Below are 20,570 nucleotides of genomic sequence, written 5' to 3'. Positions count from 1 at the left end.
TGCGAATCCCGATGTCCGCGCCCCGGCGCCCGCTGTTCCCGACCGCCCTCCTCGCCTGCCTGCTGGCCGGTTGCGCCGCCGCCCCGGCCCGCCAGGCGACCGCCGCCCCCGACCTCGGCGGCGTGCGCGTGGCCGAGGCCTACGTGTCCGCGCCGCAGCCCGGCGAGGAACTCGATTCGATGGCCACCTGGCGCGCCCCGGACGGCGCGCAGTGGCTGATCGCCACCGCCAAGTCGTCGCACCGGCTGGTGGTGTTCGATGCGGACACCGGCACCCGCCTGCGCGACGTCGGCGGCAAGGGCACGGAGGACGGCAGGTTCAAGCGTCCGAACGGGATCGCCGTCGCCGGCGACCGGGTGTTCGTGGTCGAACGCGACAACCACCGCGTGCAGGTGCTGTCGCTGCCCGACTTCCGCCCGCTGGGCACGTTCGGCCAGGGCGAATTGCGCTCGCCGTACGGGCTGTGGCTGATGCCCGCGGCCGACGGCTCGGTCGATCTGTTCGTCACCGACAACTACATGCTGGGCGAGCATTTCGACGTGGTGCCGTCGCTGGAGACGCTGGACCACCGTGTGCAGCGCTACCGCGTGCGCTTCGACGCCGACGGCCTGCCGGAGGCGACCGCGGCGGCGCATTTCGGCGCCACCGACGAAACCGAGGCGCTGAAGATCGTCGAATCGATCGCCGGCGACCCGGCGCAGTCCCGGCTGATGATCGCCGACGAATCGCTGCCGCATTCGACGTTGCGCGAATACACCTTCGCCGGCCGCCCGACCGGCCGCCGCATCCCCGGCGAACCCTTCGCCTACGAGGCCGAAGGCGTGGCGCTGTGGGCCTGCCGCAGCGACGCCACCAGGGACGGCCCGGTCGCGCGCGGCTACTGGGTGGCGGTCGACCAGTCGGCGGAACGCACGGTGTTCCACCTGTTCGATCGCCGCACGCTCAAGCGCGTCGGCAGCCTGCACGGCGACACCGTGGCCGCGACCGACGGCATCGCGCTGCGCACGACGCCCAGTCCGCGCTTCCCGCACGGCGCGCTGTTCGCGGTGCACGACGACCTGTCGGTGGCGGCGTTCGACCTGCACGACATCGCGACCGCGCTGAAACTCGATCCCCGCTGCTTCTGACCGCGATGCGCCCGCTCGCCCGCGCACTGCCGTGGTGGTCGGTCGTTGCGGGCCTGGCCGTCGCGGGCCTGGCCATCACGGGCATGGCGCAGGCCGACGATTTCTACCGCTGGCGCGACGGCGGGCTGCATCGCGATCCGCCGCCGGCATCGACCGCCGCGACGCCGCGGACCGATCCCGCCGCGTCGCCGGTGCGGCTGCGCTTCGAGCCGCGCAGCGACGCGATCGAGGCCTGGGTCGACAACACGCTGGGCGGGCCGGTCGAGGTCGAACTGCGCCCGGCACGCGACCGCGTCGTCGGCGCCGACCCGCCGCTGCCGGTGCGAGCGGTGGTGCCGGCGCGACAGCAGCGCCGCATCGCCCGGCTGCCGCCCGACACCGACGCCCGCTTCGCGCTGACCGCCGTCCGCGGCGCGCCCGACGCACAGCCGGAGGACGTCGAATACGCCTTCCCGCTGGAGACCGAGGCGCTGCGCGTCGAACAGGGCTGGGGCGGCGGCTTCAGCCATCGCGACGCCGAGAACCGCTACGGCGTCGACTTCGCCGCGCCATCCGGCACGCCGGTGCGCGCCGCGCGCGCCGGGGTGGTGATGGAAGTCGAGAGCGGCTTCGATGGCGGCGGCCGCGACCGCGCCAACGACCTCGGCCGCGCCAACTTCGTCCGCATCCTCCACGCCGACGGCACGATGGCGCTGTATGCCCACCTGCAGCGCGGCGGCCTGCGCGTGCGCGTCGGCCAGCGCGTGGGCGCGGGCGAGCCGATCGGGCTGGTCGGCGCCACCGGCTTCGCCACCGGGCCGCACCTGCATTTCGCGGTGCAGGCCAACCGCGGCCTGCGCCTGGAGGCGATCCGCTTCCGCATGCTCGGGCCGCAGGGGATCCTGCGCTTCACCGAGGCGCCGTGAGCGACCTGCGGCCTCAGCCGCCCGCGCGGACTGCGGCGATCCGCACCGCCACCGGGCAATCGTCGCGATGCGCGCCCGGCAGGTAGCCGAGGCTCATCAGGAATTCGCCGACGATCTCGCCGCCGGTGAAGCGGAAGGTCTTGCCGAACAGCTTCACCCACGCGGCCTTGTCGCGCGGCCGGCCATCGAGCACGACGTGCGCGTCCAGCCACTCGGCGAAGCCGCCGTGGCTGTCGCGGAAGCCGCGGATCACCTGCGCGTTGTGGATCGCCGCGTTCACCTTCAGCCGGTTGCGGATGATGCCGGCGTCGGCCAGCAGCCGGGCGCGGTCGGCCTCGCCGTAGGCGGCCACGGTGTCGACATCGAAGCCGTCGTAGGCGCGGCGGAAGCCTTCGCGCTTCTTGAGGATGGTCTCCCAGCTCAGCCCGGCCTGGTTGATCTCGAGGATCAGCCGCTCGAACAACGCCGCCTCGTCCCGGGTCGGGAAGCCGTACTCGTGGTCGTGGTAGGGCCCGTGGACGGGGTGGCCGGGGGCGATGTCGCAGTAGGCGCTCATGCCGCGCAGGATACCGCCGGCTGCTGACACGTCATGTCCGCAGGGTGACCGGTGTCCTCCTTCCCCCGCCTGCGGGGGAAGGCCGGGATGGGGGCATGGCGGAAGCTCCCACCCGGCCCCCACCCCAACCCTCCCCCGCGTGCGGGGGAGGGAGCATGACAGGGCGCGGGGGGGAGGCCGCATGGCAGCGCGCGCAAGGGGCCAGGAAGTCGCGCATGCGAGGGCTGGATACGGCCAACCGCTATAATCCCGCCCTTCCCTTCGCTCCCCGGGCGCCGTGCGGCGCCGTTGCCGCATGTCCGAACTCCTCACCGAAGTCGCGCGCGAGACTGCCCGCCGCCGCACGTTCGCGATCATCTCGCACCCCGACGCCGGCAAGACCACGCTGACCGAAAAGCTGCTGCTGTTCGGCGGCGCGATCCAGATGGCCGGCTCGGTGAAGGGCCGCAAGGCCGCGCGCCACGCGACCTCCGACTGGATGGCGCTGGAAAAGGAGCGAGGCATCTCGGTGACGTCGTCGGTGATGCAGTTCCCGTACGAGGACCGCATCGTCAACCTGCTCGACACCCCCGGCCACGCCGACTTCGGCGAGGACACCTACCGCGTGCTGACCGCGGTCGACTCGGCGCTGATGGTCATCGACGTCGCGAAGGGCGTCGAGGAACGCACGATCAAGCTGATGGAAGTCTGCCGCCTGCGCGACACGCCGATCATGAGCTTCATCAACAAGCTCGACCGCGAGGGCAAGCCGCCGATCGACCTGCTGGACGAAGTGGAGTCGGTGCTGGGCATCCAGTGCGCGCCGATCACCTGGCCGATCGGCATGGGCCAGCGCCTGAAGGGCGTGGTGCACCTGCTCACCGGCGAAGTGCATCTGTACGAAGCCGGCCGCAACTTCACGCGCCAGGATTCCACCATCTTCCCGTCGATCGACGATCCCGCGCTGGAGGCGAGGATCGGCGCGCAGATGCTGGCCGAACTGCGCGAGGAACTGGAACTGGTCGAAGGCGCCTCGCATCCGTTCGACCTCGACGCCTACCTGTCCGGCAAGCAGACGCCGGTGTTCTTCGGCTCGGCCGTGAACAACTTCGGCGTGCAGTTGCTGCTGGACTTCTTCGTCGAACACGCGCCGTCGCCGAAAGCGCGCGCCACCACCGGCCGTGACGTCGCGCCGACCGAAGAGAAGCTCACCGGCTTCGTGTTCAAGATCCAGGCGAACATGGACCCGCAGCACCGCGACCGCGTCGCGTTCATGCGCGTCTGCTCGGGCAAGTTCACCGCCGGCATGAAGACCTTCCACCCGCGCACCGGCAAGGAGGTGAAGCTCGCCAACGCGCTGACCTTCATGGCCAGCGACCGCGAGATCGCCGAAAGCGCGTATCCCGGCGACGTGATCGGCATCCACAACCACGGCACGATCTCGATCGGCGACAGCTTCACCGAAGGCGAGAACCTGTCGTTCACCGGCATCCCGAACTTCGCGCCGGAACTGTTCCGCCGCGCGCGCCTGCGCGATCCGCTGAAGCTCAAGCAGTTGCAGAAGGGCCTTGCGCAGCTGTCGGAAGAAGGCGCGACCCAGTTCTTCCGGCCGCTGATGAGCAACGACCTGATCCTCGGCGCGGTCGGCATGCTGCAGTTCGACGTCGTCGCGTACCGACTGAAGGACGAATACGGCGTCGACGCCTCGTTCGAGCAGGTGCAGGTCGCCACCGCGCGCTGGATCCGCTGCGACGACGCGAAGAAGCTGGAGGAATTCCGCGACAAGCACGCGATGAACCTCGCGCTCGACGCCGCCGGCCAGCTGGTCTACCTCGCGCCGACGCGCGTCAACCTGCAGCTCGCGCAGGAACGCGCGCCGGCGGTGACCTTCCTCGCCACGCGCGAACACGCGCAGGCCGTCGGCATCGACTGACGCCCGTGTTCGCGATGCTCGGCCAATGGGTGCGCTACCTCCTCGGCAAACGCAGCGAGGTGGCGCAGATGGACTACAAGGACGCCTACATGGCGAAGGTCGTCCTCGACATCCACCGCAAGCGTCGCGACAAGCGCATCGTGCTGGTGCCGCTGGCGAAGCTGGCGCCGATCCACCGGATCGACCGCGAGAACGCCCTCGCCGCCACCCGCGCCCGCACCGAGGCGTTGCGCGCGCATCGCGACGCTCTGCTGGCCACGCGCACGCTCGACGGCGCGGCGCTGCAGGCGATCATCCCGTCGGTGTCCGCCATCAAGGTCGTCGCCGACGGCGACCGCTGGCTGGCGTTCGAGGGCAACGGCCGCCTGTATGCGATGCGCGACGCCTTCACCGACGACGACGGCATGCAGGTGGAAGTCGAGGAGTACCTGTTCGCGGACGACCGCAGCATCCGTCGGCGGTTGAACCGGGTGCGGCGGTTGAATCGGCTCTGACCGCCTTCCCCCGGCCCCACCCGTTCCTCTACCCTACTCCCGCTCCGACCGGGGGCTCGCACACTGGGGAAATGCCATGCAGTACATCGGATCGATCCTGTCGCTGATCGGCGCCATCTGGATCGTGGTCAACGCCTTCAAGAAGGACGGTGCCCTTCCCGGCATCCTCTGCCTGATCTGCGGCTTCTACACCCTCTACTACGGCGCGAAGAACTTCGCCGAGAACAAGATCCCGCTGATCCTGCTCCTCGTCGGCCTCGTCATCAGCGTCGGCGCCGGCTATTCGATGGGTGCGCGCGCCGCCGCCGGCATGTGATCGCATCCGTGATCGCCGCAGTCGAAGGGACATCCAGCTTCGGCTGGATGTTTCGTTTCCGGGGTCAGCCCCCCGCGATCACCCGCGGCAACCAGTCCGGCGTCGGCTGGTCCGGGTCGAAATATTCGAAGATCAGGTGGATGCGGTCGGTGTCGCCGTCGTTCTTCACCGCATGCACGCCCATGTTGTTGACCTCGGCGGCCTCGCCTTCGGGCATGTGGTAGCCGGTGCCTTCGACGTAGAACGTGACCTTGTCGTTGGTCAGCAGCGGCACGTGGATCTTGTGCGGCCACTTCGCCGCGGCGTTGGCGTCGCGGTGCGGCTTGATCTCGCCGCCGGGCGCCATGCGCGCGAACATCACCCGCGGGAATTGCCCGTTGGCGTAGCCGTACGGCGCGACGGCCTGCTGCAGCACGGGTTCGATCAGCGCCTTCCACTCGGCCCAGGCCGGGCGGTCGTGCGAGCTGCGCCAGTCGCGCACGCTGTCGACGAAGCGGAAGACGATGTGCCGGGTCTTGTCCAGCGCCTCGAAGCGGTTGGGCTTGGTCGCGTTCTCGGCGTCCCACGTGGCCTCGGGCAGCGCCAGCACCGCCGCCTTCAGCGCGGCGATGTCGACCGGGCCGAGCCGGCGGATCGTGGTGGTCTTGCGCGGGTTGGCGTAGGGATCGTGGGCCATGGCGGCGGGCTCGTCGCGGCAGGAATCGAAAGGGCGATCAGAAGGTGTAGCCGAAGCGCTCGAGGTCGCCGCGGTACAGCTCAGCGACGCCGTCGATCAGCGCCTGGTCGTAGTACTGGCGGTAGTCGCCGCGGCGCGAGCTGTTGACCTTGTCCAGCGCGCGCGACGGGATGCCGATGCGCGCGCAGACCGCGTCGTAGTCCTCCTGCATGCGCTCGACCCGGCCGACGATGTCCATCTCGATCTCGCCGGCATCGTTGGTCAGCAGCGTGTACTGCGGCTGGAAGTGGACGTGGTCCAGCGGCCGCACCTCGAACAGGATGCGGCGCATCGTGCCCTGCGGGTCGCGCTCGAACGCGCCGTGCTGGCGGGTCATGAAGGCGCAGTAGGACACGAAGCGGTCGAACGGATTGCGCACGAAGGTGAACTTGCAGTACGCGTCGCAGACGGCGTCGCCGAGATACGGCCGCACCTGGCGCACGCTGAGGTGGCCGTGGCGGATCTGCGCGATGGCGTCGAACGGGAAGCGCTTCTCGACGAAGAGGCCGACCTGCTCGATGTCGTCCGGCCCCAGGTGCTCGCGCAATGCCTGCCGCACCGAGTGCGTGCCGGTTTTGGGCATGGCGACGAAGATGTAGCGGTGCAGGTGTGAGACGATCATGGCCAGGGCGACACGGAACCGCGCCCATGATCGCACAGCCGTCGGTCCCCTCCCCCCGGATCGGAATCACTGGAATGTTTGCACTAGCCCGCGCGGGCATGGTCCCCCGATGACCGACCGCATCGAAACCCTCCGCGAGGAGATCGCCAGCGCGCTGACCCACGGGCTGGGCGCGGCCGCGGCGCTCGCCGGCGGCGCGGTCCTGATCACCCTCGCCGCGCTGTACGGCGACGTCTGGCAACTGAGCGCCGCCGTCGTCTTCGGCATCACGCTGTTGCTGCTCTACACCGCGTCGACCCTGTACCACGCGATCCAGCACCCGACCGCGAAGGGCCGGCTGCAGATCTTCGACCACTGCGCGATCTACCTGCTGATCGCCGGCACCTACACCCCGTTCACGCTGATCGGCCTGCGCGGCACGATCGGCTGGTGGCTGTTCGGCATCATCTGGGCGATCGCGATCTCCGGCGTCATCTTCAAGCTGTTCTACACCGGCCGCTTCCATCGCCTCTCGACGCTGCTCTACATCGCGATGGGCTGGCTGATCGTCTTCGCCGCCAAGCCCGCGATGCAGGCGCTGGACGCGTGGACGTTCGGCTGGCTGCTGGGCGGCGGGGTGGCCTACACGCTCGGCACTTACTTCTACCACCACCCGCGGTTGCCCTACGCGCACGCGATCTGGCACATGTTCGTGATCGCCGGCAGCGTCTGCCACTACATCGCGGTGATGGCGCAGGTGCTGTCGGGGCGTTAGTCGGTCGCCCGGGGCCGGCGCGCCGTGTCCGCGTCGCGGCCCGCCTGTTCGGGCCGATCGGCCACCCAGCGGCTCCAGTACGACAGCACGAGGGACAGCGCCTCGGACCGTCGCAGGCTGGTGCGGGTCACCGGCATGGCCGCGACCCATTCGGCGTTCGCGATCGTCTGGAAGGCATCCTGCGGCGGCTCGCAGAAGCCCATGTACCACGACGGGAACAGCCGCTCGGGCTGCGGGCCGTCGAGCAGCACCTGCAGCGAGTGGTGCCGCGGCGAGGCGACGATGCGCGTCCGCACGCGGTCGACGGCGCCCGCCTCGCCCTCGAAATACTGGAAGAAGCGGCCGGCGTGGTGGAACAGCACGCCGGTGACGCCGACCGTGGCGTTGAAGCGGCGAGCGCCTTCGAGCAGCGCAGTCAGGTCCGCGGCGGTCATCGGGAAGGCGATGCTGGTGTACGCGATGCCATGCACGTTCGACATGGGCCCTCCTCGGGCAACGGGGCCGGCACCTTAGGCGGCCGGGCCGTGACGCGCATTAATCCGGATTAACGACCGGGCCCGCGGATCATGCCTTGGTGTCATGCCCTGAAGTCATGCCCGCGGGTCATGCCTTGGGGAACCAACTGGTGTCGATGCGGAAGTGGCGATCCTCGAAATCGACGCTGCGCCTGAGCCCCGCCTCGTCCAGCAGGTCGATGCGATGGCCGTGCCGGGCGATGGCGCCGGACGCCGCCAGGCGGCCAAGCCCGCGACTGACGTGGACGTTGGTGAGGCCCACGGCATCGCCGATCATCGACTGGCTGAGCGGCAGGTCGTAGGCCGTGCCGAGGTCGCGGCGCGTCACCCGCAGCCGCGACACCACTTCCAGCAGGAAGTGCGCGACCCGCGCCGTCGCGCCCTGCCGGCTGACGATGCGCAGCCGGTCGGCCAGCACCGCGTGCTCGACCATGCCGATGCTGAAGAGCAGCGCCGAGAGTCGCGGCGAGCGCACGAAGATCTCGTCCAGCGCCGACTTCGGGAACGGACACAGGACGCCGTCGGTCGCCGCGGCCAGCGCGGCGCTGGTGCGCGAGAAGGCGATGTCCGGGATGCCGACGATGTCGCCGGGATAGTGCAGGTGCAGGATCTGGCGACCGCCGTCGGGCAGCATCGTGTAGGAAAAGAACCAGCCGCCGCGCACCACGTACAGGCGCTCGACCGGCGCCCCGATGTCCCGCACCGTCTCGCGGGCGCGGAACGTTTCCTGCGCTTCTTCCAGCCGCGCCAGCAGGGCTTCGTCCTGCGGCGCCAGCGGCACGTGGTAACCGATCTTCTCGATCAGGCAGCTTTTCGGCATCGGTGCCTTCCGTCGGTCGCGGGCATGGCGTCAGCTCGCGATGTAGCGCTGCAGCTGGTCCAGCTCCGCGCGCTGGTCCTCGATCACCGCCTTCACCAGGTCGCCGATCGAGACCACGCCGATCACGTCGTCGCCCTCGACCACCGGCAGGTGGCGGATGCGGCGGTCGGTCATCACCTGCATGCAGTGGTCGGAGGTGTCGTCCGGCCGCGTGGTCACGACCTGCGCGGTCATGATGTCGGCCACCGGCGTGGACGACGACGACCGCCCCTGCAGCACGACCTTCCGCGCGTAGTCGCGCTCGGACAGGATGCCGACCAGCCGCGGCCCGGCCATGACCAGCACGGCGCCGACATGGCACTCGGCCATCAGGCGGATGGCCTCGAGGACGGGGGCGTCGGGCGGGACGGTGTGGACCGCGAGGTGGTCAGCCGACTTCGCTTCCAGTATCTGACGGACGGTGCGCATGACGCGGCTCTCCTTCAGGGGCGATGTCGCCCAAGGATACGCCCGCGGCGGGGAGCGAGTGGCCCGGGCGCACGACATGGCCCACGAGACATTCGACCAGATACAGCGGCCGCTGCTTGGATTCCACGTACAGCCGACCGAGGTATTCGCCGATCGTGCCCAGCGCCATCAGCTGGACGCCGCCCAGCAGCAGGATCACGGTCATCATCGTCGGCCAGCCGGCCACCGGGTCGCCCCACAACAGGGCCTTGACCACGATCCAGGCGGCGTAGACGAACGCCAACGCCGCGGTCAGCAGCCCGAGGTAGGTCGCCACCCGCAGCGGCGCGGTGGAGAAACTGGTCACGCCTTCCAGCGCGAAGTTCCACAGCTTCCAGGCGTTGAACTTGCTGCGCCCGGCCAGCCGCGGCGCACGGCGGTAGGGGATCGCCACCTGCCGGAAGCCCACCCAGCCGAACAGGCCCTTCATGAAGCGGTGGCGCTCGCGCAACTGGCGCAGCGCCGCCAGCGCCCGCGGCGACAGCAGGCGGAAATCGCCGGTGTCGGACGGGATCGGCGTCTTCGACAGCCGCTGCATCACCCGGTAGAAGCCGTGGGCGGTGGCGCGCTTGAACCAGCCCTCGCCCTCGCGGGCGGTGCGGGTGCCGTGGACGTCGTCGTAGCCCTCGCGCCACTTCGCCACGAACTGCGGGATCAGCTCCGGCGGGTCCTGGCCGTCGGCGTCGAGGATCAGCGCCGCGCCTTCCCGCACCTGGTCCAGCCCGGCGGTCAGCGCGACCTCCTTGCCGAAGTTGCGGCTCAGGCGCAGCGCCGACACCCGCGGATCGGCGGCGGCCAGCGCCTCAAGCACCGCCCAGGTGCCGTCGTGGCTGCCGTCGTCCACATAGAGAAGGTGTCCCTCGATGCCGTCGCCGGCCAGGCCGTCCAGCACGACCGCCACCCGAGGGTGCAGCAGCGGCAGGGTCTCCGCCTCGTTGAAAGCGGCGACGACGACGGTCAGGCGTTCGGCGGGCATGGCGGGAGTGTACGTTCCGCGGTCCGCGGGCGGACGCTCAATCGAACGCGAGGTAGCCGGGCCCGCCCAGCGCGCGCATCTGGCGCTGGATCGCCGCGCTGCGCCGCTGCACGTAGGCGCCCGGCTTGGCGACGCTGTACTTGCGCGGGTTCGGCAGCACCGCCGCCAGCCGTGCGGCCTCGGCCGGGGTCAGCGCCGACGCGTCCTTGCCGAAGAACCGCCGCGACGCCGCCTGCGCGCCGTAGACGCCGTCGCCGTATTCGATCACGTTGGCGTACATCTCCATGATCCGCGACTTCGGCCACATCGCCTCGATCAGCACCGTGTACCAGACCTCCAGGCCCTTGCGCGCCCAGCGGGTCAGGCCGCTGCCGCGCCACAGGAACAGGTTCTTCGCCAACTGCTGGCTGATGGTGCTGGCACCGCGGACCTTGCGGCCCTTGGCGTTGTGCACGCGCGCCTTCTCGATCGCCTCGAAGTCGAAGCCGTCGTGGAACGGGAAGCGCTGGTCCTCCGCCGCCACCAGCGCCAGCGGCAGTTGCTTCGAGATGGCGTCGGCGTCGCGCCAGTCGTAGGCCAGGGCGAAGCCGCGGTCGCCGTCGCCCCAGGCTTCCACGTAGCGGCCGACCATGAACGCCGTCAGCGGCGGATTCACGAACCGCAGCACCGCCACCTGCAGCACCGTCACCGTCACGAAGATCAGCGGCAGCCACAGGAACAGCCAGCGCCACCAGCGCACCCGGCCGCGCGCGCGCGGCGCCGGCGGCGCGCCGGGGTTTGAATCCTCGTCCGCTTGCCCCATCTTCTGCGTCATTCCCCACCCTTCGGAACCCAGCGCCGGATCGCGGACCCGGTGCGCCCTGAGCGGCGCATTATCGGTCATCCCGCGGCCGCCCGGCCCGTGACGCCCTCCATGACCCAGACCGACACCTCCACCGCCCCCGACGCCCTCGTCCGCTTCCTGCTCGAGGAGGCCGGCGTGCGCGGCGCCCACGTCCGCCTCGACCGCACCTGGGCCGAGATCCGCGAACGCGCCGATCCCCCCGCCACCGCCGTCGGGCTGCTGGGCGAAGCGGTGGCGGCCGCGGCGCTGTTCACCGGCCACATCAAGGTCGACGGGCGTCTGTCGGTGCAACTGCGCGGCGATGGCGCACTCCGCACGCTGTTCGCCGAATGCACGGCCGCCGGCACCCTGCGCGGCATCGCCACCGTGGCCGAGGACGCCGACCCGGACGACGCGCCGGTGCCCGCCGACGCCCTGCGTGCGCTCGGCCCGGACGCGCTGCTGGCGATCACCATCGAGAATCCCGGCGCCCACGGCCAGGACCCGACCCGCTACCAGGGCCTGGTCGGCCTGGAGGCGGATCACCTGTCGGCGGCGTTCGAGAGCTACTTCCGGCAATCCGAGCAGCTCCCCACCCGGCTGCTGCTGGCCGCGGACGGCCAGCGCACCGCCGGGCTGATGCTGCAGAAGCTGCCGGGCGACGCCGGCGACCTCGACGGCTGGGAGCGCGCCAGCGTCCTGTTCGACACCCTGTCCGCCGCGGAACTGCTGGAGACGCCGGCCGACGTCGTGCTGCACCGGCTGTTCCACGAGGACGGCGTGCGCCTGCTGGGCGACCGCCCGCTGCGCTTCGCCTGCTCGTGCTCGCGGGAGCGGGTGTCGGCGATGCTCGAATCGCTGGGCGAAGACGAATCCCGCGAGGCCGCGGCCGGCCACGGCGGACTGGTCGAAGTGCGCTGCGAGTTCTGCGGCGAGACCTACCGGTTCACCGGCGACGACCTGGACGCGCTGTTCGCCCCCAGCCCGGCCGCCTGGGCGGCCCCGGACCGCCTGCAATGACGGCCCTGCGGGGTCCGTCACAGATCGCCGGGCCCTTCAGGATTGTTAAAGAACCATAAATCTGATAGCTTTATCTTCGATGGACCCGTAAAAGGAACTCGACCGCCCGAGCGCGGTCTGACCCACGCCATGCGCCTCTCCCTCCTGCCCCTGCTGCTCTCCGGCGCCTTCCTGGCGACGTCGGCGCACGCGCAGTCGCGGCCGGCCGGGGATCGGGTCGAGCTTCCGATCTGGAACAAGATGAGCGGCGAAATCGAGGGCATCGTGGTCCTCGAGCCCACCGACGTCGCCAAGAGCCGCTCGCTGGCCCGCTTCGGCGTCCGCCATCTGGACACCACGCTCGGCCTCAGCGAAGGCGATTCGCTCGGCCTGCTCTGCGACCACAAGCCCGGCCTGGGCAGCGCGCTCAGCAGCCTCGCCACCAATTGCGTCCTCGCCTCCGTGCCCGCCCGCCGCACCGGCGCGGCCGCGGTGTTCCAGCGCAACGGCACCCAGCTCGGGATCAGCGCCGGCAGCGGCCGTACCGTCGTCCCGGCGTGGATGACCCCCGGCAACGGCATCAACGGCCGCGTCGACCTCAACGACATCACCATCTTCAGCCAGAAGGCGCTGCCCCGCGAAGGCTACGTCTCCATCGCCGGCACCGTGGCCAAGGCCCGGCTGCAGAGCCCGTCGGAAATCCCGGGCTTCAGCGATCGCTGGACCTCGCGCCAGCTCAATCTGGGCGGCGGCTTCGGCGCCTTCGGCGTCAACATCATCGGCGAAGTCGTCGATACCCCCGGCCGGGACCGCTTCGGCAGTCTGGGCCTGGGCCTCAGCTGGCGCACCCCCTGGAGCGGCCAGCTCACCGTCGGCGCCGACAATCTGGTGACCCGCGGCAAGAACCCGTTCGCACCGCCGGCCACCGGTGCCGAGGACGAAGGCGCCGTGCCCTACGTCCGCTACGAGCAGGACCTCTGACCCCGCTTCCGGGCGTCCGCCGGGCAGTCCGCCCGCCGTGTTAACGACACTTTAATTTTTCTCCGAGTGGGGCTACTATCGGCCCCGGCCTGACCCGGATTGGCGGTTTTCTTGCCGCTTTCCGGCAGGTTCCCATGGGAAACCCCAAGACTCACTTGGAGAGAGAGATGACTTTGAAGACCAACAAGCTCCGCGACGCGATTTCCTTCGCGCTCGTGGGCACCACCGCTTTCGCGGCGACGGGCGTCGCCTTCGCCGAAGACAAGAAGGATTCCGATCAGCTCGACACGGTCGTCGTCACCGGTTCGCGCATTCCGCGCGCCGCTGAAGTCGAAGGCACCTCCCCGGTGCTGTCGATCGACCGCGCCGCGATCGAGGCCACCGGCCTGACCTCGGTCGGCGACGTGCTGTTCAACATCACCGCCAGTGACGGCGGCGCGCTGCGCAACGTCACCACCAGCACCAACGGCAGCGACGGCACGCAGAACGTCTCGCTCCGCGGCCTCGGCGCCACCCGCACCCTCGTGCTGGTCAATGGCCGCCGCTGGGTCACCGCCGGCATCACCGGCAGCGCGCTGGTCGACCTGAACACCATTCCGATCTCCGTCGTCGAACGCATCGAAGTGCTGAAGGACGGCGCCTCGGCGATCTACGGTTCCGACGCGATCGCGGGCGTGATCAACGTGATCACGAAGAAGAACTTCGACGGCGCGGCGATGAACGCCTACGTCGGCGGCTACACCAAGGGCGACGGTTCCGCGCAGGCCTACGACTTCACCGTCGGCGCCAACAACGACCGCTGGAACGCCGTCCTCAGCCTGAGCTACTCGCAGAACGACCCGGTGTACATGGGCGACCGCGAGATCTCGTCGGTGCCGGTCTACGGCGGCGGCGACATCGCCTCGGGCGGCCTGTTCGGTTCGGGCAGCACCCTGCGCGGCAACTTCACCCGCTGCGCCGGCGCGACCAGCCCGACCGCCAGCGGCTTCCAGACCTGCTCGATCGTGGCCGGTGGCCCGTTCACGCTGAACGAAGGCCGCCCGGGCACCTCGGCGAGCGACTTCCGCCGCTTCATCAGCTACAGCACCGACGGCTCGGGTCATTCCGACCGCTACAACTTCGCGCCGGTCAACTACCTGCTGCAGCCGATCGAACGCTTCAACGTCTACGGCCAGGCCAGCCTGCGCCTGACCGACAACATCAACGCCAACGCGATGGCGACGTACGTCACGCGTAATTCGAACCAGCAGCTGGCCGAAGTGCCGCTGACCATGGACATCCGTGGCGTCAACGGTCCGCAGTGGGCGTTCGCGCCGACCGCCGGCAACGTGTTCAACCCGTTCGGCCAGAACCTCCGCGGCGCCAACTTCCGCGCCGCCGCCGTCGGCCCGCGCAAGAACTACTACAACAACGACAACACCGCCGTCACCCTGTGGCTGGACGGCCAGTTCGACCTGGGCGGCCGCGACATGTACTGGGACGCCGGCTACTCGTACCTGGACGCGCGCTTCACCCTGCGCGGCCAGAACTACGTCAACCTGTTCAACCTGCAGCGCGCGGTCGGCAATTCGCGTCGCAACCCGGTCACCGGTGCGCTGGAATGCCTTGACGGCGCCGGTGCGGTGATCCGCGGCTGCGTGCCGTACAACCTCTTCGGCGGTGCGGACCTCGGCCTGGGCGCCGGCGTCATCAGCCGCGCCGAATACGACGCGATGAACGACTACATCGGCTACACGCTGAACGAGTCGCAGCAGCTGACCACGAAGGACTACTTCGCCAACCTGTCGGGTTCGATCGTCGACCTGCCGGCCGGTCCGCTGGGCTTCGCCATCGGTCTGGAAACCCGCAAGTCGTCCTTCGTCGACTCGCCCGACTCGCTCGTCGCCGGCGGCGGTTCGTCGAACAACTTCCGCCTGCCGACCAGCGGCCAGGAGAAGTCCGACGAAGTCTACGTCGAGTTGAACGTGCCGCTGCTGGCCGATCTCCCGGCCGCGAAGCTGCTCGAACTCAACGTGGCGGCCCGCAAGTCGACCTACGACACCAACGGCGTGTTCAACGGTGTGGCGGTGAACCCGGATCTGGGTGGCGACACCTCGAAGAAGATCGGCATCAAGTGGCAGATCTTCGACGACCTGATGCTGCGCGGCACCTACTCCGAGTCGTTCCGCGCCCCGGACGTGCTCGACCTGTACGCCGGTGGTCAGGAAGGCTTCCCGGCCGCGACCGACCCCTGCAACACGCTGAACATCAACGCGACCGATCCGGCTCATCCGAACCCGGCGGATCCGCTGCACTTCATCAACGATCCGGCGGCTTGCGCCTCGGTGGGCGTGCCGGCCGGCGGTACCCCGCAGCCGAACAGCCAGATTCGTTCGCTCAGCGGTGGCAACCCGTCGCTGCAGCCCGAATTCGGCAAGACGAGGAGCTTCGGCATCGTCTACAGCCCGAGCTGGCTGCAGGGTCTGAACATCACGCTCGACTGGTACCAGATCAAGCTCAATGACGTGATCTCGTTCCGTGGTGCGCAGTCGATCCTGAACTCGTGCTTCAAGAACCCGAACCGTCCCGACCTGGGCGGCACCCCCGACGCCGCTCAGCGCGCCCTGTTCTGCTCGTTCATCGATCGCACCACCACGGGCGAGCTGGTCACGGTGAACACCTCGAGCTTCAACCTGTCGCAGGGCAAGGTCGAAGGCTACGACATGCAGGTGGCCTACGCCCTGCCGGAAAACAGCTGGGGCAAGTTCTCGTGGCAGTGGGACAACACCTACCAGACCGAGAATGACCTGTTCGGCACCGTCGGTTACTACAACGGTGCGCCGACGTGGCGCCTGCGCTCCAACCTGACCACCTCGTGGCAGAAGGGCGACTGGGACGCGACCTGGGCGATGCGCTACTACTCTGCGCTGAAGGACCCGTGCTCGGGCTCGAACTACTTCGAGTACGGCATCACCCCGACCGAAATCTGCCCGGACAACGGCGTCAACATCATGGGCGCCCGTGTCTATCACGACGTCCAGGTCGGCTTCAAGACCCCGTGGAACGGCAAGGTCGCCGTCGGTGCCCGCAACATCTTCGGCCGCGATCCGCCGATCACCCACAACTCGTTCGCCGGCAACTTCGACGGCTCGTACGATCTGCCGGGTGGCGGCTACTGGTACCTGCAGTACAATCAGAAGTTCTGATCCGCGTCACCGCAAGCGTCGAAACGGAACGGCCCCCGCAAGGGGGCCGTTCTTTTTATCCGAAGAAAATGGCGGATCAAGGCATGTCGGGCGGCGCGCCCGACGCCCGGCGGGGTCATTCGCTTCGCGAGAACCAGGCGTTGAACGCCACCGTCACGCGCTGGCCGCGGCCATGGAACGGGGTCACGTAGTGACCCAGCCACGACGGGAAGAAGACCAGCATGCCGGGCTTGAGGGTCAGCACGAAGTTGCCGTGCGTGAACGGCCAGCGCAGCACGGCATTGGCAGGATCGAGGAAGGTGTTGACCGCCATCTGCGGATGCGGAAACACCAGGCAGCCGTTGTTGGAATACGCGGGATCCGGATCGCCGTCCGACACGCAGTAGACGCCGGACCAGCTGGCCATCGGATGGTTGTGGTAACCGAAGTAGCCGCCGTTGCGGGTCACGTGGAACCAGGTCTGGCTGGCGACGCGCAAGCCCTGGGTGCCCTCCGCGAGGTTCGGATTGACGTCGCGCAGGAATTCCCCGAGCGAGCCCCAGACGAAGCTGCGCAGGGCCTGCACGCAGGGTTCCTCGCGGGCGAAGAAATCGAATTCGCTTTCGAACAGCCCTTCCGGCTGGTGCATGACCGGCTCGGGGTTCCGATAGGCCGCGCCCTGGGCCTCCAGCGCCAGCACCAGCGGCATCAGCTGGGCATTGAGCGGCGCGGGGTCGGGATGGAAGGCCTCGGCCATCGGCGCGGCGAAGGCGGGAAAGACGTTCACGGGCATGGCGGGCATCCGCAGGGGCACATGGGCGGGCACCTTAGCGCAGGCGCAACGCCACGGCACCGGGCCGGATCAAATCCCGCCTCGCGGCGCGCCGGGCGGCGTCAGGCCAGCCCGTGCGCGGCGAGCCGGTCCAGCAGCGGCGCCAGATGCGGCGCGTAGTCGCGCCAGAGGCCGCCGCGGTTGGTGACGATGCCCTGCCGCACCTGGTGCGAGCTGGCGGTGGCGACGGCGCCGGACGAGCGGCCGACGTCCAGCATCGTGTCGCGGAAGGCGAAACCGCAGTGGTCGGCGATCCGCCGCGCCTGCGCCTCGGGTTCCTGCACCAGGGCGTCGTAGTCGACGTCGAACACCCGCCCCGGCAGCACCTCGCGCCAGTGCGCCATCAAGTCGAGGTAGGCCTTGCAGTAGTCGGCCATCTCGATCTGGTCGTACGAATACGACGCCTCATTGGTGAACAGCGTGCGCAGGTTCGAGAAGCAGGTGTCGACCGGGTCGCGGCGCATGTGCAGCAGCCGCGCCTGCGGCAGCGCCCTGGCGATCGGGCCCAGCAGCACGAAGTTCGGGTTCTGCTTCTCGGTGACGAACGGCCGGCCGGCGCTGCGGCTGCGCATGGCGTCGAGGAAGCCGCGACCGATGGCGCCGTAGTCGAAGCCGGAAGCACGCTCGGCGATGGTGCCGTCGGCGATGACCCGGCAGAAATGGTCGGCGGCGTAGCGCAGCTGCGCGGAGAAGGTGTAGGTCTCGCCGGCGTCGGCGACCTCCGGGCTGCCGGCGAGGATGCGCTCCAGCAGCGTGGTGCCGCTGCGGTGCAGTCCGACGATGAAGATCGGGGTCAGCGGGTCGTCGAACGGCACGCCGCGGCTGAAGGCGCCGTCGAACGTCGCCCGCAGCGTGTCGAACATCGCCATGGTCGCGGCGTGGTCGTAGGGCTGCTCCTTGCGCCGGGCGCGGCAGCCGCGCTCCAGTGCGGCCCAGGCGCCCTCGAAGTCGCCGAGATCGTGCAGCTCGTTGTGCAGCGCGTAGGCGAGATGCGACTCGTCGCGCGTCGCCAGCCCGGGCTGGTCCAGCAGCCGGCGCAGCAGGTCGACGTGGTGGTGATGCGGGGTGATGCGGTCCACCCGCGCCAGCATCGAATACACCGCGGCGTAGCTCGGGCGAATAGCCAACGCGCGCTCGAACGCGGCGGCGGATTCCTCGCGCCGGCCGGCGAACATCAGCGCCAGCCCGTGCATGTTGTGGATCTCGGCCACGCCCGGGCGCAGCTTCAACGCGTGCTCGACCCACGGCAGCGTGCGCACGTGGTCGCCGGCGCTGGCGAAGAACGAGGCCAGATCGACCAGCTTGTCGGGCGGGATGCGCCCGGCCAGACCGGTGCGCTCGACGTAGGCCTGCAGCCGCGGCAGGTCCTCGAAGCGGCGCAGCAGGCGGGCGACCACCATGCCGGCGACCGGCGGCACGCCGTCGATGCGCTCGGCGGCGAGCACCGCGTGGTAGGCGTCGCGATAGGCGCCGAGCTGTTCCTTCGCGTTCGCCAGCTCCACCCACGCCGGCAGGAAATTGCGGTCGTGTTCGACGATGGCGGCGTAGGCATCGGCCGCCTGCCGCCACCACCCCTTCTGCGAGTACCGCTGGCCCTGTTCCCAGAGCGCCTGTTGCTTGTTCGACATGGCGGCCATTGTACCGGCCAGCCCCTGCCCTCGCCCCCGGCCGCCGACGGCGGCCGGGCGATGCGGCCGATCAGCCTTCGAGCGCGGCGCGGATGCGCGCCTGCTCGTCGCGCAGGGCCTGCGGCATGCGCGGGCCGTACTCGTCGAGGAAGCCGCCGATCGAGTCGAACTCGGCGCGCCAGTCGTCGCGGTCGAAGCCGAACAGCAACGCGCGGGCCTCGTCGGTCAGGCTGACGCCATCGAGGTTGAGATCCTCGATGCGCGGCAGCGCGCCGATCGGCGTCTCCACCGCGCCGACCTCGCCGCCCGCGCGGCGCAGCATCCACTCCAGCACGCGCAGATTGTCGCCGAAGCCGGGCCACAGGAACTTGCCGTCGGCGCCCTTGCGGAACCAGTTGACGTGGAAGACTTTCGGCAGCTTCGCGTCGGCGCGGTCGAAGGTCAGCCAGTGCGCGAAGTAGTCGGCGAAGTTGTAGCCGCAGAACGGCTTCATCGCCATCGGGTCGCGGCGCATCACGCCGACCGCGCCGGTGGCGGCGGCGGTGGTTTCCGAGCCCATCGCGGCGCCGACCAGCACGCCATGCGTCCAGTCGCGGGCCTCGAACACCAGCGGTACCAGCGACGCGCGACGGCCGCCGAACACGATCGCGCTGATCGGCACGCCGCCGGCGTCCTCGGCGTGCGCCGAATACGACGGGCACTGACTGGCGCTGACGGTGAAGCGCGCGTTGGGATGCGCGGCCGGGCCCAGCTCGGCGGCGCGACTGCAATCGTAGTCACGACCGCGCCAATCAAAAGCGGGTACGCCGCCGTCCAGACCCTCCCACCACGGCTGCCCGTCCGCGGTCAGACCGACGTTGGTGAAGATCGTGTTGCTGCGGATCGTCGCCAGCGCATTCGGATTGGACTTGCTGGACGTGCCCGGCGCGACGCCGAAGAAACCGGCTTCCGGATTGATCGCGTACAGGCGGCCGTCGTCGCCGGGACGCATCCAGCAGATGTCGTCGCCGATGGTCCAGATCTTCCAGCCGGCCTCGCGATAGCCTTCCGGCGGGATGAGCATCGCCAGGTTGGTCTTGCCGCAGGCCGACGGGAACGCGGCGGCGATGTAGTGCGTCTCGCCCTGCGGGTTCTCGACGCCGAGGATCAGCATGTGCTCGGCCAGCCAGCCTTCGTTGCGCGCCTGGTGCGAGGCGATGCGCAGCGCGTGGCACTTCTTGCCCAGCAGCGCGTTGCCGCCGTAGCCGGAGCCGAACGACTTGATCGTCAGTTCCTCCGGGAAATGCATGATGAAACGACGCTCGGGGTCGAGTTCGCCGATCGAGTGCAGGCCCTTCACGAACACGCCGTCATGATGCAGGCCCTCGCGCTCGATCCGCGCCAGCGCCGGCGCGCCCATGCGGGTCATGATGCGCATGTTCGCGACCACGTACGGCGAGTCGGTGATCTCCACGCCGCAGCGCGACAGCGGCGAATCGATCGGGCCCATGCAGTACGGGATCACGTACATCGTGCGGCCACGCATGCAGCCGTCGAACAGCGCATCCATCTTCGCGTGCGCCTCGGCCGGCGCCATCCAGTGGTTGTTCGGGCCGGCGTCCTCGGCCTCGCTGCTGCACACGAAGGTGAGGTGCTCGACGCGGGCGACGTCGTCCGGATGCGAGCGATGCAGCCAGCTGCCCGGATTCGTCGTTTCATTGAGCCGGATCAGCGTGCCGTCGCCTTCCATCCTCGCGATCAGCGCGGCGTGCTCGGCATCGCTGCCGTCGCACCAGTGCACGGCATCGGGACGGGTCAGCCGGGCCACGTCGTCCACCCAGCGCTGCAGGGCGTCGAGGCGGGTGGGCGGGTGCATCGGGACAGCGAAAGCATTCATGCAGGGACTCGGCAGGAAGGAAACGGAAAGCGGCGACGACGGACGCGG

The 20,570-nt window shown here is 69.6% G+C and carries 20 protein-coding genes; 9 read left to right on the top strand and 11 right to left on the bottom strand.

Annotation, left to right across the window (positions count from 1 at the left end):
• The first annotated feature begins 11 nt into the window (after positions 1–11).
• Both ACT53Q_RS07295 and ACT53Q_RS07290 read left to right on the top strand, forming a co-directional pair.
• A complete protein-coding gene (locus ACT53Q_RS07295; protein ID WP_476186004.1) occupies positions 12–1,127 on the top strand; it encodes an NHL repeat-containing protein in 1,116 nt (371 codons plus the stop codon).
• 5 nt (positions 1,128–1,132) lie between these two features.
• On the top strand, positions 1,133–2,032 hold the full coding sequence (locus tag ACT53Q_RS07290) for a M23 family metallopeptidase (RefSeq protein ID WP_476186003.1): 900 nt from the start codon (positions 1,133–1,135) through the stop codon (positions 2,030–2,032).
• A gap of 13 nt (positions 2,033–2,045) precedes the next feature.
• On the opposite strand, the gene ACT53Q_RS07285 is transcribed toward ACT53Q_RS07290, so the two are convergent.
• Positions 2,046–2,588, bottom strand: a complete 543-nt coding sequence (locus ACT53Q_RS07285) for a DNA-3-methyladenine glycosylase I (RefSeq protein ID WP_476186339.1) — start codon at positions 2,586–2,588, stop codon at positions 2,046–2,048.
• Positions 2,589–2,883: 295 nt separating this feature from the next.
• On the opposite strand from ACT53Q_RS07285, the gene ACT53Q_RS07280 reads away from it, so the two are divergent.
• From ACT53Q_RS07280 to ACT53Q_RS07270, 3 genes are all read left to right on the top strand, one after another.
• Positions 2,884–4,500: a peptide chain release factor 3 gene (locus tag ACT53Q_RS07280; protein WP_476186002.1), complete on the top strand. Its 1,617-nt coding sequence runs from the start codon at positions 2,884–2,886 to the stop codon at positions 4,498–4,500.
• Positions 4,501–4,505: 5 nt separating this feature from the next.
• A complete protein-coding gene (locus ACT53Q_RS07275; RefSeq protein ID WP_476186001.1) occupies positions 4,506–4,994 on the top strand; it encodes a hypothetical protein in 489 nt (162 codons plus the stop codon).
• A 76-nt stretch (positions 4,995–5,070) separates the two neighbouring features.
• Positions 5,071–5,310 carry a hypothetical protein gene (locus ACT53Q_RS07270; RefSeq protein ID WP_476186000.1) on the top strand — a complete coding sequence of 80 codons (240 nt, stop codon included), beginning with the start codon at positions 5,071–5,073 and terminating at the stop codon, positions 5,308–5,310.
• 64 nt (positions 5,311–5,374) lie between these two features.
• Here ACT53Q_RS07270 and ACT53Q_RS07265 read toward each other — a convergent pair whose 3' ends face one another.
• Positions 5,375–5,986, bottom strand: a complete 612-nt coding sequence (locus ACT53Q_RS07265; protein ID WP_476185999.1) for an aspartyl/asparaginyl beta-hydroxylase domain-containing protein — start codon at positions 5,984–5,986, stop codon at positions 5,375–5,377.
• Positions 5,987–6,023: 37 nt separating this feature from the next.
• Positions 6,024–6,647, bottom strand: coding sequence for a sulfotransferase family 2 domain-containing protein (locus ACT53Q_RS07260; protein WP_476185998.1), 624 nt, complete (start codon positions 6,645–6,647; stop codon positions 6,024–6,026).
• A gap of 109 nt (positions 6,648–6,756) precedes the next feature.
• On the opposite strand from ACT53Q_RS07260, the gene trhA reads away from it, so the two are divergent.
• Positions 6,757–7,401, top strand: a complete 645-nt coding sequence (gene trhA, locus ACT53Q_RS07255; RefSeq protein WP_476185997.1) for a PAQR family membrane homeostasis protein TrhA — start codon at positions 6,757–6,759, stop codon at positions 7,399–7,401.
• Here trhA and ACT53Q_RS07250 read toward each other — a convergent pair.
• The 5 genes from ACT53Q_RS07250 to mtgA all read right to left on the bottom strand — a co-directional run bounded on the left by ACT53Q_RS07250 (position 7,398) and on the right by mtgA (position 11,021).
• The gene (locus ACT53Q_RS07250; protein ID WP_476185996.1) at positions 7,398–7,880 is read right to left on the bottom strand and encodes a BLUF domain-containing protein; all 483 of its coding nucleotides are present in this window, start codon (positions 7,878–7,880) and stop codon (positions 7,398–7,400) included. The two genes, trhA and ACT53Q_RS07250, sit on opposite strands and share 4 nt — an antisense overlap.
• Before the next feature lie 124 nt (positions 7,881–8,004).
• Positions 8,005–8,736: a Crp/Fnr family transcriptional regulator gene (locus tag ACT53Q_RS07245; protein ID WP_476185995.1), complete on the bottom strand. Its 732-nt coding sequence runs from the start codon at positions 8,734–8,736 to the stop codon at positions 8,005–8,007.
• A gap of 30 nt (positions 8,737–8,766) precedes the next feature.
• Positions 8,767–9,204 (bottom strand): CBS domain-containing protein, encoded by a 438-nt coding sequence (locus ACT53Q_RS07240; RefSeq protein WP_476185994.1) that lies wholly within the window; start codon positions 9,202–9,204, stop codon positions 8,767–8,769.
• Positions 9,164–10,219: a glycosyltransferase family 2 protein gene (locus ACT53Q_RS07235; RefSeq protein WP_476185993.1), complete on the bottom strand. Its 1,056-nt coding sequence runs from the start codon at positions 10,217–10,219 to the stop codon at positions 9,164–9,166. Before ACT53Q_RS07235 ends, ACT53Q_RS07240 begins: the two co-directional genes overlap by 41 nt.
• A 37-nt stretch (positions 10,220–10,256) precedes the next feature.
• Complete coding sequence (gene mtgA / locus ACT53Q_RS07230; protein ID WP_476186338.1) at positions 10,257–11,021, bottom strand: monofunctional biosynthetic peptidoglycan transglycosylase; 765 nt, start codon at positions 11,019–11,021, stop codon at positions 10,257–10,259.
• A 111-nt stretch (positions 11,022–11,132) separates the two neighbouring features.
• Between mtgA and hslO the strand changes: the two genes are divergently transcribed.
• From hslO to ACT53Q_RS07215, 3 genes are all read left to right on the top strand, one after another.
• The gene (gene hslO / locus ACT53Q_RS07225) at positions 11,133–12,062 is read left to right on the top strand and encodes an Hsp33 family molecular chaperone HslO (RefSeq protein WP_476185992.1); all 930 of its coding nucleotides are present in this window, start codon (positions 11,133–11,135) and stop codon (positions 12,060–12,062) included.
• A 129-nt stretch (positions 12,063–12,191) separates the two neighbouring features.
• Complete coding sequence (locus ACT53Q_RS07220) at positions 12,192–13,022, top strand: XOO1806 family protein (protein WP_476185991.1); 831 nt, start codon at positions 12,192–12,194, stop codon at positions 13,020–13,022.
• A 167-nt stretch (positions 13,023–13,189) separates the two neighbouring features.
• Entirely contained in the window at positions 13,190–16,207 is a 3,018-nt protein-coding gene (locus tag ACT53Q_RS07215) for a TonB-dependent receptor plug domain-containing protein (protein ID WP_476185990.1), read from the top strand.
• 115 nt (positions 16,208–16,322) lie between these two features.
• Here ACT53Q_RS07215 and ACT53Q_RS07210 read toward each other — a convergent pair whose 3' ends face one another.
• From ACT53Q_RS07210 to ACT53Q_RS07200, 3 genes are all read right to left on the bottom strand, one after another.
• Complete coding sequence (locus ACT53Q_RS07210; RefSeq protein WP_476185989.1) at positions 16,323–16,979, bottom strand: putative 2OG-Fe(II) oxygenase; 657 nt, start codon at positions 16,977–16,979, stop codon at positions 16,323–16,325.
• 101 nt (positions 16,980–17,080) lie between these two features.
• Positions 17,081–18,646: a tetratricopeptide repeat-containing sulfotransferase family protein gene (locus ACT53Q_RS07205; RefSeq protein ID WP_476185988.1), complete on the bottom strand. Its 1,566-nt coding sequence runs from the start codon at positions 18,644–18,646 to the stop codon at positions 17,081–17,083.
• Between the two features lie 70 nt (positions 18,647–18,716).
• The gene (locus ACT53Q_RS07200) at positions 18,717–20,522 is read right to left on the bottom strand and encodes a phosphoenolpyruvate carboxykinase (GTP) (protein ID WP_476185987.1); all 1,806 of its coding nucleotides are present in this window, start codon (positions 20,520–20,522) and stop codon (positions 18,717–18,719) included.
• Positions 20,523–20,570: the final 48 nt, after the last annotated feature.

It is taken from the genome of Lysobacter sp. DMC97, assembly GCF_056313745.1.
The sequence above is the reverse complement of the archived record's forward strand: the minus strand, read 5'-3'. Positions and strand labels throughout refer to the sequence as shown.